The following is a 13896-nucleotide window of genomic DNA, read 5'->3' as shown; positions in this document are numbered from 1 at the left end:
TATACAAGTAGCAAGCACTGTGCCAGATTGATCACATTCTTTGCAGGGCGCGGCAGAGCCTCCTGGCCTTCGGATCGCCGCTGGCATTGCACTGTAATAAGGCAAATGCTGCACAGGAAGCGGGACTGTTGCACAGCGGGATGTATATACATTTACGCGTTGAGACAGTAAACTTTGGGCACTATCAGGAAAAGGAACAGGATATGGTTGAGCAGACGGCAATAGCACAACTGGCCGCGGCCATGGGTGATGAGCCTGCGCCGATTTATCAGCGCGTGAAACAGGCGATTATCAGCCAGATCCGTGAAGGTCACTGGAAGGCCAATCAACGTGTACCCTCGGAAAGCGAACTGGTGAATGAACTCGGCGTCAGCCGCATGACCATCAACCGTGCGCTGCGTGAACTGACCAGCGAAGGCTTTCTGGTGCGTATGCAGGGTGTCGGCACCTTTGTCGCTGAGATGAAGGGCTACACCGCGATGCTGGAAGTGCACAACATTGCGGATGAAATCGCCCAGCGTGGTCATCGCCACAGCTGTAAAATTCTCTCCCTCGGGCAGATGAAGGCGGACCCGGAGCAGGCGGCGGTGCTGGGGTTATCCACCGGGCAGATGCTGTTCCATTCGCTGATCGTGCATTACGAGAATGATTTGCCGGTGCAGCTGGAAGATCGTCTGGTAAACCCGCTGGTGGCACCGGATTACCTTAGCCAGGATTACCATCAGCTGACGCCTTACACCTATCTGATGCGGGTTGCGCCGTTAACCGCCGGTGAGCATATTGTCGAAGCGGTGCTGCCGGACCTGCGCCAGCGTAAGCATCTGGCGCTGGATGAGCACGAACCCTGTCTGCTGATCCGTCGCCAGACGTGGAGCGACAACAAAATCGTGACCTATGCGCGCCTGCTCTATCCCGGCTCACGCTACAAGTTGCTGGGCCGCTTCAGAGGACACGGCTAAGCGTGGTAAACAACAGGCTGGCATCGGCAGAGCGCGGTGCCAGCTGCGTCACCTCATCCAGCCACCACATCCCCTGATTTACCGTGAAGACCTCACCTCCCGCCGTTTGCCAGCTGCCCGCCAGCACCCAGGCGACGCCATGTTCGCTGCCGATCGGCTGTTTATGCACCGCGACCTGCGCCTGCCAGCTGTCGCGTCGTGTCATGATGTTGAAATCCTGACAGGCGCTGTCGCCAATTTTTGCATCGATCGCCCATTCGCCCGGAAACGGCCAGGGCTGATGCGGTTGCAGCTGCTGTTCGCCCTGCGCGTGGCGCAACAGCACGCTATCGCCATGCAGCAGGGTGATCACCCGGTCGATACCGGGGAAGGGGGAAAAGGGGCCGTCAGCGGCGATGGTGGCGATACTGGCGCGCCAGGCGAAATCCGCCGCCCCCGGCGGATAACTGACGATTTCACGGGTTTCGCCGCCACCGTTACGCCAGCGGCTGACGGGTAAAGCGTCGTAGTCGAAACGGGTTCTCATCGCAGCGCCCTCATAGCAGCAGCGAAGCGTGCCGCACAGGCTTCTTCTGCCGGATGCTGCCCTTGCTCGATCACTGCCTGACCGGCGACGTAAACATCGCGAATTTGTTCACGCTGACCGGCAAATAGCCAGCGATTGAGCAACGATGCGCTGTCCACGCTGCTTAACCAGGCATCCTCCTGCAATACCAGCCAGTCAGCGCGTTTACCCACGGCCAGTTCGCCGCTCTGGATACCACAGGCCTGCGCGCCACCCTGGGCTGCTTGTTGCCACAGCAGGTCACCGACGGAGGGTTGATCAGCGGTGGTGATGCGATTGCGACGGCGATCGCGCAGACGCTGGCCGTACTCCAGCCAGCGCAGCTCTTCCAGCGTGCTCAGGGAGACATGGCTGTCGGAACCGATGCCCCAGCGTCCACCACGGGCGATATATTCCACTGCCGGGAAGATGCCGTCGCCGAGATTAGCCTCGGTGGTTGGACACAATCCGGCCACGGCACCACTGGTTGCGAGACGGGCAATTTCGTCTTCATCAAGGTGGGTCGCGTGGATCAGGCACCAGCGGGCATCAACATCAAAACGATTCATCAGCCAGGCCACCGGGCGCTCGCCGCTCCATGCCAGGCTATCGTTGACCTCTTTCTCCTGTTCGGCCACATGAATATGCACCGGCAAATGGTCCGGGCTGGCCGCCAGCACCTCACGCATCTGTGCCTCATTCACCGCGCGCAGCGAGTGGAAGCAAAGGCCGTGATTGAACAGCGGTTTGTCGGCCACCCAGTGGTTCAGTCGCTGCTGTTGTTGCAGGTAAGCTTCGGTCTGCTGGATAAAACGGCGCTGACCGTCACTGGCGGGTTGCGAGCCGAAGCCACTGTAACTGTACAGCACCGGCAGCAGCGTCTGGCCGATCCCGGCGGTGTCCGCCGCTGCCATCAGCTGTTGCAGCATGTCATCGTGCGGATAGGCCTTGCCCTGGGGGTCATGATGCAGATAGTGGAACTCCGCCACCTGGGTATAGCCGCCTTTCAGCATCCCGATATACAACATTGCGGCGATATCACCCACCTGCTGCGGTGAGAGGCGCTGCACCATGCGGTACATCAGATCGCGCCAGGTCCAGAAACTGTCCTGGGGATCACCCGCCACTTCGGCCAGTCCGGCCATGGCACGTTGAAACGCATGGGAATGCAGGTTGGCAATCGCCGGGATCACCGATCCTGCCAGACGAATCGCTTCGCCAGGTTCGCTGTTGGGGGTTAACGCGGTTATCACCCCGGCAGAGTTGATAGTTATCAGCACCTGGTCATGCCAGCCATCGGCCAGCAGTGCCCGTGGGGCAAAAAAAGTTGCCATGGTTGATCCTTAGCGGCGGTTGGTTGTATATACATATACATACTTTGATGAGCAGTGTAAATCGCGAAAGGTAAGGGGATTTGGGGATGGCAGAAGTGAAGCAGATCGACAGCCTGTGGCTGGGCGCGGATATCGTGACCATGCGCGAAGGCCGTTACAACCTGATTGCCGACGGCGCGCTGGCAGTCGATCAGGGCCAGCTGGTGTGGGTGGGGCCACGCAGTGAACTGCCGGAATTTCACGCGCGTGAGCAGCATCATTTCGATGGCGGCATCATCACCCCGGGGCTGGTGGATTGCCATACCCATCTGGTCTTTGGCGGCGATCGCAGCGCGGAATTTGAGCAGCGTCTGAACGGTGTCAGCTATGCCGAAATCGCTGCGCAGGGCGGTGGCATTCTTTCCACAGTACGCGCTACCCGCGCGGCCACGCAGGAAGAACTGGTGGCGTCGGCACGCTGGCGGCTGGATCGTCTGTTGGCGGAAGGGGTGACGACGGTAGAGATCAAATCCGGCTATGGGCTGGATGAAGCCAGCGAGCTGACCATGCTGCGTGCCATCCGCGAACTGGCACAAAACGTGCCTGCTGATGTAGTGGCAACCTGTCTGGCAGCGCATAGTTTCCCGCCTGAGTTTAAAGACAACCCGCAGGGCTGGGTGGATATCATCTGTGAGCGTCTGCTGCCGCAGGTGCATGCCGCCGGTCTGGCGGATGCGGTGGATGCGTTCTGTGAACATCTGGCGTTCTCTCCGGAGCAGGTGAGCCAGGTGTTTGATAAAGCCAAAGCGCTGGGCATGCCGATCAAACTGCATGCCGAGCAGCTTTCCTCGCTGGGTGGCGCAGCGCTGGCGGCCAGTTATGGCGCGCTGTCGGCTGACCATCTGGAATACGCCACCGAAAGCGATGCACAGGCGATGGCACAGCATGGCACCGTTGCGGTCCTGCTGCCGGGGGCGTTTTATCTGCTGCGTGAAACCCAGCGGCCGCCGGTGGCGTTGTTCCGCCAGTACGGCGTGCCGATGGCGCTTGCCAGTGATGCCAATCCGGGCACGTCACCGGCGCTGTCGCTGCGTCTGATGCTGAATATGGGTTGCACGTTGTTTGGCATGACACCGGAAGAGGCGCTGGCGGGTGTGACCTTATGGGGTGCACAGGCCCTGGGTTTACAGCATACACACGGCTCGCTGGAGCCGGGTAAAGTGGCAAATTTTGTGCACTGGCCGCTGGCACGTCCGGCGGAACTGGTTTACTGGCTGGGCGGCGAGTTGCCGTGCCAGGTTATCTATCGTGGAGAAGCGCAATGACACCGTTTCATTTTACCCAGGGGACGCTGCCGTTACTGGTCAGCATTCCGCACGCCGGAACGCAACTGACACCAGAAGTCGATGCCGGATTAAGCGATGCGGCCCGTGGTCTGCCGGACACTGACTGGCATATTCCGTTACTGTATGATTTTGTACGCGATTTGGGGGCCAGCGTGCTGATCGGGCATTACTCACGTTTTGTTATCGACCTCAACCGTCCGCCGGACAACCAGCCGTTGTACACCACCGCCACCACCGGGCTGTACCCGGAAACGTTGTTTGATGGCACGCCGACCTTCGCACCCGACAAAACGCCGACGGCAGAGCAGCGTCAGGGCTATCTGGATCACATCTGGCACCCTTACCATCAGCAGCTTCAGCAGGAACTGGCGCGTCTGAAAGCGCAGCATGGTTATGCACTGCTGTTTGATGCGCACTCCATCGCTTCGGTAATCCCGCGTCTGTTTGAGGGCCAGCTACCGGATTTGAATATCGGCACCAACGACGGCGGCAGCTGCACGCCAGCGGTGACGGCGGCGATTCAGGCGGTCTGTGAAGCGCAGGATGATTACAGCTGGGTGATTAACGGGCGCTTTAAGGGCGGCTATATCACTCGCGCCTATGGTCAGCCACAACAGGGCGTACAGGCGGTACAGCTGGAGTTGGCACAGATTAATTACATGGACGAAACGCCGCCATTCGCGTGGCAGCAGGAACGTGCTGCGCAGTTGCAGCAGGTGCTGAAACCACTGCTCCAGGCGTATTTGCAGCAGGGTAAACCGCAGTGACCCGTAACGGCGCGATTTATCGCGCCATTCGGTGCAGGGTGCGGGTAAACCCTGCGCAATAAACTGCGCCGCTACAACCTGGTGCGTTCGCTGCCACCTTCTGGTGCAATCCGGCACCGCTTCCCTTGTATCCCCCTGATTCTCCCCGTCACCTCGAGCTGGCACAGCCTTTGCTAGGTTGTATGTACAAGTACAGACCGCGTGGCAATTTTAATGATTTATTCTGTCTGGCTCACAAAAAACTCAAGCCGACAATGATCTGGCGCAGGCTAACTTGTATATACATGAAATGTCATCTGCGAAAAATCGCCGAGACAGCACACAACGATTATCGACCAGGAGAAGCCGCATGACGCACCGCACCACAGTACGCCGTTTTTGCCTCACGACCCTGTTTTCCAGCCTGTTGCTTTGCGGTGTGACTGCCCAGGCTAAAGAATGGAAATCGATCACCATTGCCACCGAAGGCAGTTATGAACCCTGGAACCTGACCCTGCCGGGCGGCAAACTGGGCGGTTTTGAACCTGAGCTGATGGCCGATCTGTGCAAACGCATGGGCATTCAGTGCAAGCTGGTGGTGCAGAACTGGGATGGGATGATCGCCGGACTGAATGCCGGCAAATATGATGTGATCATGGATGCCATCGTCATCACCCCGGATCGCAAAAAAGTGGTCAGCTTCACCACGCCGTATGCATCCACCCCTGCCACCTTTATCACCGTGAAAGATTCGCTGCTGCCGCCGGATAGCAAGATCATCAAGCTGCACGATGATGCCAAAGAGATCGAACCGGCGATTGCGCAGCTGAAGGCCGCGCTGAAAGGTAAAACCATCGGCATCGCCTCCGGCACCGTCTATACCCCGTTTATCGATAAATACTTCAAAGATGTCGCCGATGTGCGTGAGTACACCACCTCTGCCGATGCGATCCTCGATTTGCAGGCCGGTCGTATCGATGCGGTGTTTGATGACGTCACCTTCGCGCAATCGATGCTGGCGCGGAAAGAGAACAGCAACCTGACCTTCAGTGGCCCGCAGCTTGGCGGCCCGATCTGGGGTGAAGGGGAAGCGCTGGGCGTGCGCATGGCCGATAGTGATCTGAAAGCCAAACTCGACGCCGCCATTCAGGCTGCGCTGGCTGACGGCACGGTGAAAACCCTGAGTGAGAAGTGGTTTAAAACTGACGTAACCCCGTAAGTGAGGTCAACCATGATGAGCCTGCTGAGTTTTGTTGCAGACGGCTGGGGCCGCCTGATCCTGAGCGCCACGTTAACCACGTTGCTGCTCTCGCTGGCGGCATTGATGATCGGCGCGCTGGTCGGTGCGGGTGTTGCGGCGGCTAAACTCTCCACGCAACGCTGGCTGCGCTGGCTGGGAGAGGCGTATTCCACGGTGTTTCGTGGCATCCCGGAACTGCTGGTGATCTACCTGTTTTACTTCGGTGGCTCCGGTTTGATCACCCTCGTCGGTCAGATGTTCGGGGCGGATGGCTTTATTGAAGCGCCGCCGTTTCTGATTGGGGCACTGGCTATCGGGCTTATCTCAGGTTCTTACCAGGGGGAAGTGTATCGGGCGGCGCGGCTGGCGCTGGCGAAAGGCGAGATCGAAGCTGCTGTCGCCATCGGGATGCCTCGGCTTCGCATCGCCCAGCGCATTCTGCTGCCGCAGGTGGTGCGCTATGCGCTGCCCGGCATGTCGAATGTCTGGCAGATGAGCCTGAAGGACTCGGCGCTGGTGTCCGTCACCGGCATCGTCGAACTGATGCGAGCCAGCCAGGTGGCTGCCGGATCTACCCGTGACTACTTCACCTTCTATATGGTGGGCGGTGCCTGTTATCTGGTACTGACTCTGCTTTCCAACCATGCATTTCGTCGCGCGGAATCGCGCCTCGGCCGTGCCTGGCAAAGTCGCACTGCGGCACAGCATTAAGGAGCAGCGCGATGTTCGATTTTACCTTTCTCACTGACACCTTTCTCAAGCTGAGCGCCGCGCTGCCGGTTACGCTCGGCCTGTTTATCAGTTCATTCCTGTGCGGCGGGGTGCTGGCGCTGGGCATTCTGACGCTGCGTATGAGCCGCTGGCGGCTACTGAGTGGTTTTGCGCGCGGCTACATCCTGGTGTTTCGCGGCTCACCGCTGCTGATCCAGCTGTTTTTGATTTATTACGGGCTCGGCCAGTTTGGTGTGATTCGCCACAGTTTTGTCTGGCCGTTTCTGCGCGAACCCTTTACCTGCGCGGTGCTGGCGCTGGCGCTGTGTACTGCCGCGTACACCGCTGAGATTCTGCGTGGTGCGTTGCTGGCGGTGCCGCCGGGCCAGGTTGAAGCCGGGCTGGCCTGTGGTATGTCTCGCGGCCTGTTACTGCGGCGCATTATCGCACCCATCATGCTGCGCTATGCCTTACCGGCGTACTCCACCGAAGCGATTCTGCTGGTGAAATCCACCGCGCTCGCCAGCCTGGTGACGGTGTGGGATGTCACCGGCGTGGCGCAGCAGATTATTCAGCGTACGTATCGCACCATGGAAGTGTTTCTGTGTGCAGCGGCTATCTATCTGATTCTGAACTTTATTATCGTCCAGTTGTATGCGCTGCTTGAGCGCCGCCTGACCCCGGTGCATCGCGTCGAAAAAAAGCCGTTGCCCGCCGTTAAACCGATTGCCGGAGAGTGATATGCACGATTTACCCCCGATTACCTTATCCGCCACCGACATCCATAAATCTTTTGGGGCGATGGAGGTGCTGAAAGGCATCAATTTACAGGCACGCAAAGGCGATGTGATTTCGATTCTCGGTGCCAGCGGTTCCGGCAAAAGTACGCTGCTGCGCTGCATCAACCTGCTGGAAACGCCGGATGCCGGTGTGGTCAGCGTGGGCGGTGAAACCATTGAAATGAAGCGCCATGCCCACGGGCATCAGCTGGCGGCGAATCCGAAACAGATTGAACGCCTGCGCTCCCGGCTTGGCATGGTGTTCCAGAGTTTCAACCTGTGGTCGCATATGACGGTGCTACAGAACGTGATTGAAGGGCCGCATTATGTCCTGAAGCGCGATAAAAAAAGCTGCATTGCCCAGGCGGAACAGCTGCTGGATCGGGTTGGACTGCTGAATCGCAAAGATTTCTATCCGGCGCAGCTATCGGGTGGTCAGCAGCAGCGCGTTGCCATTGCGCGCGCGCTGGCGATGGACCCGGAAGTGATGCTGTTTGATGAACCCACCTCCGCGCTTGACCCGGAGCTGGTGGGGGAGGTGCTGAAGGTGATGCGCAGCCTCGCGGAGGAAGGGCGCACCATGCTGGTGGTTACCCACGAAATGGGGTTTGCCCGCAACGTATCGAACCGCGTGGTGTTTATGCACCAGGGCACCATTGATTGCGAAGGTCCCCCGGAAGCGATGTTTGGCGAGCAAGGCTCGCTGCGCTTTAAACAATTTATCTCCAGCCATCAACGCACGGAGCAACCGGCATGAGCGGAACGGTGATTTGGGGCGACAGCCCCCTTAGCTGGCAGGATGTGGTACAGGTGGCGCGCCACGGCGCTGAGCTCAGCCTGAGCGTCGCTGCCTGGCAGCGTATCGCGTGCGGACGTGAAATCGTCGATGATATTGTCGCCAGCGGCCATATCGCCTACGGTATCAACACCGGTCTGGGCGCCTTGTGCAACATCACCTTGCCGGAGGAGCAACTCAGCCAGCTCTCGCGCAATACGCTGCTGAGCCACGCCTGTGGTGTCGGGCCGTTGCTGCCAGCGGATGAAGTGCGCGCCATTATCTGTGCCGCCATCGCCAACTACAGCCACGGTAAATCTGGCGTATCGGTAGCGCTGGTGCAGCAACTGCTGGCGCTACTCAATCAACAGATTATTCCTCAGGTCCCGTCACAGGGATCGGTCGGTTATCTCACCCATATGGCGCATATCGGTCTGGCGTTGATGGGTATAGGCGAGGTGACGTATCAGCAGCAAACGATGCCTGCCGAACAGGCACTGGCGCTGGCCGGTCTGGCCCCGTTCCGCCCAGGAGCAAAAGAAGGGTTGAGCCTGGTGAACGGCACTCCCTGCATGACCGGCATGGCCTCGCTGGCGCTGGACGATGCGGCACGCCTGCTGGATTGTGCCGATATGACCGGAGCGATGAGTTTTGAAGCCCTGCGTGGGCAACTGGCGGCGTTCGATGCAGAGATCATCGCGCTGAAAGCCAGCCCGGGTATGCAGCGCAGCGGTGAACGGCTGCGTCAGCTCCTGAGCGACAGCCCGTTGTTGCAGAGCAGCCTCGGCGTGCGCACCCAGGACGCTCTCAGCCTGCGTTCAATGCCACAGGTGCACGGTGCCTGCCGGGATCAGTTCGAACATGCGCAGCGCCAGGTGAATACTGAACTCAACGCCTGTACGGATAACCCGCTGGTACTCGGCACGGCGGATAACTGGCGCGTGGTGTCACAGGCTAATCCCCACGGTGAATCCGTAGCCATGGCCTGCGACCTGCTGGCGATAGCCATGGCGGAGCTGGGCAGCATTGCTGAGCGTCGGCTGGATCGGCTGGTCAATCCGCTGGTCAGCGGACTACCGGCGTTTTTGGTGGCCCAGCCGGGGGTGAATTCCGGCATGATGATTGCGCAATATGTCGCGGCTTCGCTGTGTGCGGAAAACCGCCAGCTGGCGCAACCGGCGGTGCTGGATAACTTTGTCACTTCCGGTTTGCAGGAAGATCATCTCAGCCTGGGCACCGGCGCGGCATTGAAGCTGCTGAAGCTTACGGGCAATGTGTGGCAGATTCTGGCGATTGAGTATCTGCTGGCGGCGCAGGCGCTGGATTTCCACGGGGAAAACCAGCTGGCAGACGGCACAAAGCAGGCATTGCGTCGCCTGCGGGCGGTAGTAGCCAACTGGCAGGAGGACCGCTGGCTGGCACCGGAAATGGCGCAAGCCGTGCAGGTCCTCAAAGCGACCCGTTTTTAACCACGACGCGCATCCGGCCGCACCAGATCAAAGCGCGACGCTTCACTGATACCGTAATAGGCCGACGGGCCACCGGCACGCAGGATGGGTTGCGCTTTGGCGGTTTGATAGATGCCGTCCTCCAGCAGATGCTCATCAATATGAATCGCCACCACTTCCCCCAGCACCAGCCAGCTCTCCAGTTCACTGCCGTGTACATCCTGCAGGCGGATCAGCTGCGTCAGGCGGCATTCGAAATTGACCGGACTTTCCGCCACCATGCTGACCTTTACCTGTGAGGCCGGGATCGGGGTTAACCCCGCCAGCGCGAATTCATCCTGCTCCGGCGGTATTGAGGCGGAGCTTTCGTTCATCGCTTCCGCCAATGGACGGGTCGCCAGGTTCCAGACAAACTCTTTGCTCTCGCTGATATTTTGCACGCTGTCTTTCCAGCCGCTGCTGGCAAAGCCGATAATCGGCGGATGATAGTTGAAGCAGTTAAAAAAACTGTAAGGCGCAAGGTTGCGCAGGCCGCTGGTGCTTTGCGAACTGATCCAGCCAATCGGGCGTGGGCCGACGATGGCATTGAGGGGATCGTGCGGCAAACCGTGACCGGCACGCGGTTGATAAGAATAGCGTTGACGCGTCATAACCTCTCCTGGCGTGGGTAAGTGCGCAATAAATTGCGCAGCGACAAATTTAGCATCCTGACTCTACATCAGCAGAGATTTTCTTTTTTGTCCGGCAAAGGGTATCTTACGCCGCGTTATTTATCGGAGATCCTATGAACAAGCCAGCCGCCAATCCCTTTCATCCCCGCAATCGCCATCAGGGCCGTTATGATTTTGCTGCCCTCACCGCAGCGCATCCGCCGCTGGCGGACAAAGTGCGCCCGAACGGTTATGGCGAGCTGTCGGTAGATTTTGCCGATCCGCAGGCGGTGATGTTGCTCAATCAGGCACTGCTGAAGCTGTTCTACAACCTTAACTGGCAGCTGCCGGAAGGCTATCTGACGCCGCCAGTGCCGGGGCGAGCGGATTATATCCATGCGCTGGCTGATTTGCTGGCCACCGATAATGGCGGCGTGATCCCGCGCGATGTGGATGTGATGGATATAGGTTGCGGTGCCAACTGCATCTATCCGCTGATTGGTCACGCGGAATACGGCTGGCGCTTTACCGGCACCGAGATCACGGCGGAAGCCATCACGGCGGCTAACCATATCGTTGCCAGCAATCCGGGTTTGCAGCGCGGGATTCGTCTGCGTCGGCAGAAGCAGGCTGAGGCGATCTTCGCCGGTGTGGTGCACAAAAATGAACGCTACCAGGCGGTGCTGTGTAACCCACCGTTCCATGCATCGGCAGAAGAAGCGGCGGCGGGCAGCCAGCGTAAAGTGCGCAACCTCGGTTTAAAGAAAAATACGCCGCTGAACTTCGGTGGTCAGCATAACGAATTGTGGTGTGACGGCGGCGAACGACGGTTTATTGGCCGGATGATCGATGAAAGCGTCGCTTTTGCTGACCGCATTGTGTGGTTCACCTCGCTGGTTTCACGCAAAGAGAATCTACCCGCGCTGCGCGACCAGCTGCGTGATGCGGAGGCGTACGAGGTCCGCATCATCGAAATGGCGCAGGGCCAGAAACAGAGCCGTTTCCTCGCCTGGACCTTCCTGCCGGAGGCCGGACGTGCCCAGCGGCTGAAACGCTAAACTCACGGCGTCGGTGGCAGCGCCGGAAAGCTGGCGGCGGATGCCACGTCGTTGCCGGTTTGCATCACCTCTACCGTTTGGTGCGGCGCTTTGATTCCCGCCGCGTCAAAATGTTTCTTCACTTTGTCGTCCAGCGCAAACCTCACCGACCACTGCTTCAGGGGCTGGGTGGTGAAGGAGACACGGACGGTAAAGGATTGGCTGGTCAGCCCGACCAGCCCGGCGAAACTCGGCTCGCCAATTACCATGCCACGAATTTCTGGGTTTTCCAGTAACTCCTTCACTGCGGCCTGCAAGGTAGCGTTCACTCTCGCCGTGTCTTCGCTGCGATCGACATCATAGTTGGCAACAAACGAGCCGATACCGCGCACAAAGTTGGCGAAGGTGGTGATGGATGACCACGGAATAATATTCAGCGCACCGGTATCCTGACGCACCCCGACCGATCGAATCGACATTCGCTCCACAGTGCCGGTGATGCTGCCAATGGTCACCAGATCGCCAGTATTCATGCCGTTCTCAAACTGGATAAAGATGCCGGTGATGATGTCTTTAACCAGCGTTTGCGAACCAAACGACACCGCCAGCCCCAGCGCCCCGGCACCAGCCAGCAACGGGGCGATATTCACCCCCACTTCGGACAGTAAAATCATGATGGTAATGGTGCTGATCACCACTGCCAGCGCATTACGGAACAGTGTCAGCAGCGTGCGGGTACGGGCGCTGGGCATCGGACGGCCATGAGAATCGGAAGCCAGACGGCTTTCAATCAGGCTGGCGAGCAGCGTCCAGCCAATCGCCGAAAGCAGCACGATCATCACGATGCGGATCATTACATCGACCATCTTCTGTCCGGCACCGAACGTCAGCCAGTGCCAGAGATCAAACAGATTCCACGCATTGAGTAGCATTAGCAGCGTGGCAAATACGGTGATCACCCGCGCCAGCTTCAGCAGCGCCTTGACCCAATCGTTGACGCGTTTTTGCAGTTCAGGGTAGTTGCGCCGCATGTCCGGTGACAGGGTCAGGGTTTTGCCAATCCAGCGCGTCAGCATGCCGGAAATCAACGCGGCGATACCGATGATCGCCAGGCTGCGGACCGTGGCGGACATCATAAATTTCAGGCTGTCGCCGGGATTGAAAATGGAGAACAGGAACAGCGCGATAAAATACGCGCTCGCCAGCCAGTGCCACACCATGCCAAAGGCGCGGATAAACAGCGCGAAGAAGCTCAGGCTGCGGTCAGCCAGCCGCGATAATTCTTCATGGATATTGCGCTTGTTACGAAAAATCAGCCACAGCGCCCACACCGTCATGATCCCCATCACCAGCATGTTAACCAGCGCAGCGACCTGCATATTCACCTGATTGGACACAATCGGCACCACCACCAGCAAGCCATAACCAATGATGCCGCTCAGCCAGCTCAGGCGGGTGTTCCAGTAGCGGGCGCGCGCATCGGACAAATGAAAAAAGCGCAGGGCAGGGAAGCGTGGGCAAAAAATCAGGCGCAGCACCGCTTTGAAGAACTCAATCAGCGCGAAGGCATTCAGGAACAGGCCCTGCTGATAGGCGATGGTGCGATTATCACCGTGGTAATTGTCGCTGATGATCTGGCCGAGAAACAGCGTCAACGCCAGCAGCAGTAAATCAATGATAAAAGCCAGCACAATGGTGGCGGGCAGATGCAGCCATTTGCTGCGTTCCAGATTGTGGTTACGGCCCCAGCGCCCCATACGTTGCCAGATGGGCCCCATCAGGCGTCGCGCCAGCCAGTAAAAAGCAAACACGGCGGCGGCCAGTCCGGCAAAATGCTTCAGGGCATTGAGGAAAGTTTGCTGGTTGAAGGCCTTGTGTGGTGCGTTGGCAATGCTGTCGTGCAGCCGGACAAACTGGGATGCGACGGCTCCGCCATATTCACGGGTGACGCTGGTGACGCTTTCCAGCACCGTCGGATCTTCTGCTTCCGCCTGCGGCGGGGCCAGTATCGGTTGCTGGCTGGTGGAGGGACTATTGGCTGCCTGACGCAGCTGATCAATCAGCTCCTGACGGGAATCGTTATTTTCCAGAATATTAGCCAGCGCGGCATAGGCGGCTTTTTTATCCTCCAGCGTTGGCGCGGTGCTGGTGGTTGCGGCGGGTGGCGGTGACTGCTGCGCGGCAACAGCGGCCTGTGGCAGGGTGACGGCCTGGGCAGCCGTGATCAGCAACAGGAAAATAACACCCAGACTCCAGCTGATGGCACGACGCCATGGTGGGCTGGCAAACGACATGGCTTTCTCCCTGATTTTGGCACAAGGGAAAAGTATAGACAGCGCAGGAGGGAG

General features: G+C 58.9%; 13 protein-coding genes. 9 read left to right on the top strand and 4 right to left on the bottom strand.

What is annotated here, in order from left to right; genetic code table 11:
• Nucleotides 1–203: 203 nt before the first annotated feature.
• The gene (gene hutC / locus PW844_RS02265) at nt 204–959 is read left to right on the top strand and encodes a histidine utilization repressor (RefSeq protein ID WP_208714432.1); all 756 of its coding nucleotides are present in this window, start codon (nt 204–206) and stop codon (nt 957–959) included.
• Here hutC and PW844_RS02260 read toward each other — a convergent pair.
• Both PW844_RS02260 and PW844_RS02255 read right to left on the bottom strand, forming a co-directional pair.
• Complete coding sequence (locus tag PW844_RS02260) at nt 943–1485, bottom strand: HutD family protein (protein WP_299446569.1); 543 nt, start codon at nt 1483–1485, stop codon at nt 943–945. The genes hutC and PW844_RS02260 overlap by 17 nt on opposite strands.
• Nucleotides 1482–2837 carry a formimidoylglutamate deiminase gene (locus tag PW844_RS02255; protein WP_299446568.1) on the bottom strand — a complete coding sequence of 452 codons (1356 nt, stop codon included), beginning with the start codon at nt 2835–2837 and terminating at the stop codon, nt 1482–1484. The genes PW844_RS02260 and PW844_RS02255 overlap by 4 nt, the downstream gene beginning before the upstream one ends.
• A gap of 86 nt (nt 2838–2923) precedes the next feature.
• Between PW844_RS02255 and hutI the strand changes: the two genes are divergently transcribed.
• The 7 genes from hutI to hutH all read left to right on the top strand — a co-directional run bounded on the left by hutI (nt 2924) and on the right by hutH (nt 9882).
• Nucleotides 2924–4141: an imidazolonepropionase gene (hutI, locus tag PW844_RS02250; protein WP_299446565.1), complete on the top strand. Its 1218-nt coding sequence runs from the start codon at nt 2924–2926 to the stop codon at nt 4139–4141.
• Complete coding sequence (gene hutG / locus PW844_RS02245) at nt 4138–4929, top strand: N-formylglutamate deformylase (RefSeq protein WP_299446562.1); 792 nt, start codon at nt 4138–4140, stop codon at nt 4927–4929. The genes hutI and hutG overlap by 4 nt, the downstream gene beginning before the upstream one ends.
• 349 nt (nt 4930–5278) lie before the next feature.
• Nucleotides 5279–6127, top strand: coding sequence for a transporter substrate-binding domain-containing protein (locus PW844_RS02240; RefSeq protein WP_084873625.1), 849 nt, complete (start codon nt 5279–5281; stop codon nt 6125–6127).
• A gap of 12 nt (nt 6128–6139) precedes the next feature.
• Nucleotides 6140–6859, top strand: coding sequence for an ABC transporter permease subunit (locus PW844_RS02235; protein WP_299446556.1), 720 nt, complete (start codon nt 6140–6142; stop codon nt 6857–6859).
• An 11-nt stretch (nt 6860–6870) separates the two neighbouring features.
• Nucleotides 6871–7599 carry an ABC transporter permease subunit gene (locus tag PW844_RS02230; RefSeq protein ID WP_299446553.1) on the top strand — a complete coding sequence of 243 codons (729 nt, stop codon included), beginning with the start codon at nt 6871–6873 and terminating at the stop codon, nt 7597–7599.
• Nucleotide 7600: 1 nt separating this feature from the next.
• Nucleotides 7601–8395 (top strand): ABC transporter ATP-binding protein, encoded by a 795-nt coding sequence (locus tag PW844_RS02225; protein WP_299446550.1) that lies wholly within the window; start codon nt 7601–7603, stop codon nt 8393–8395.
• Nucleotides 8392–9882 (top strand): histidine ammonia-lyase, encoded by a 1491-nt coding sequence (gene hutH / locus PW844_RS02220; protein ID WP_299446547.1) that lies wholly within the window; start codon nt 8392–8394, stop codon nt 9880–9882. The genes PW844_RS02225 and hutH overlap by 4 nt, the downstream gene beginning before the upstream one ends.
• Here the strand turns inward: hutH and PW844_RS02215 are convergent.
• Nucleotides 9879–10511 (bottom strand): flavin reductase family protein, encoded by a 633-nt coding sequence (locus tag PW844_RS02215; RefSeq protein ID WP_299446544.1) that lies wholly within the window; start codon nt 10509–10511, stop codon nt 9879–9881. The genes hutH and PW844_RS02215 overlap by 4 nt on opposite strands.
• Before the next feature lie 134 nt (nt 10512–10645).
• On the opposite strand from PW844_RS02215, the gene rlmF reads away from it, so the two are divergent.
• Nucleotides 10646–11569 (top strand): 23S rRNA (adenine(1618)-N(6))-methyltransferase RlmF, encoded by a 924-nt coding sequence (gene rlmF, locus PW844_RS02210; RefSeq protein ID WP_299446541.1) that lies wholly within the window; start codon nt 10646–10648, stop codon nt 11567–11569.
• Between the two features lie 2 nt (nt 11570–11571).
• Here the strand turns inward: rlmF and ybiO are convergent, their stop codons facing one another.
• Complete coding sequence (ybiO, locus tag PW844_RS02205) at nt 11572–13842, bottom strand: mechanosensitive channel protein (protein ID WP_299446538.1); 2271 nt, start codon at nt 13840–13842, stop codon at nt 11572–11574.
• Between the last annotated feature and the right edge of the window lie 54 nt (nt 13843–13896).

Origin of the sequence: Pantoea sp., from assembly GCF_028283705.1 — a bacterium.
Lineage (GTDB): Bacteria > Pseudomonadota > Gammaproteobacteria > Enterobacterales > Enterobacteriaceae > Pantoea.
This window is presented reverse-complemented; position numbering and strand designations above follow the sequence as displayed.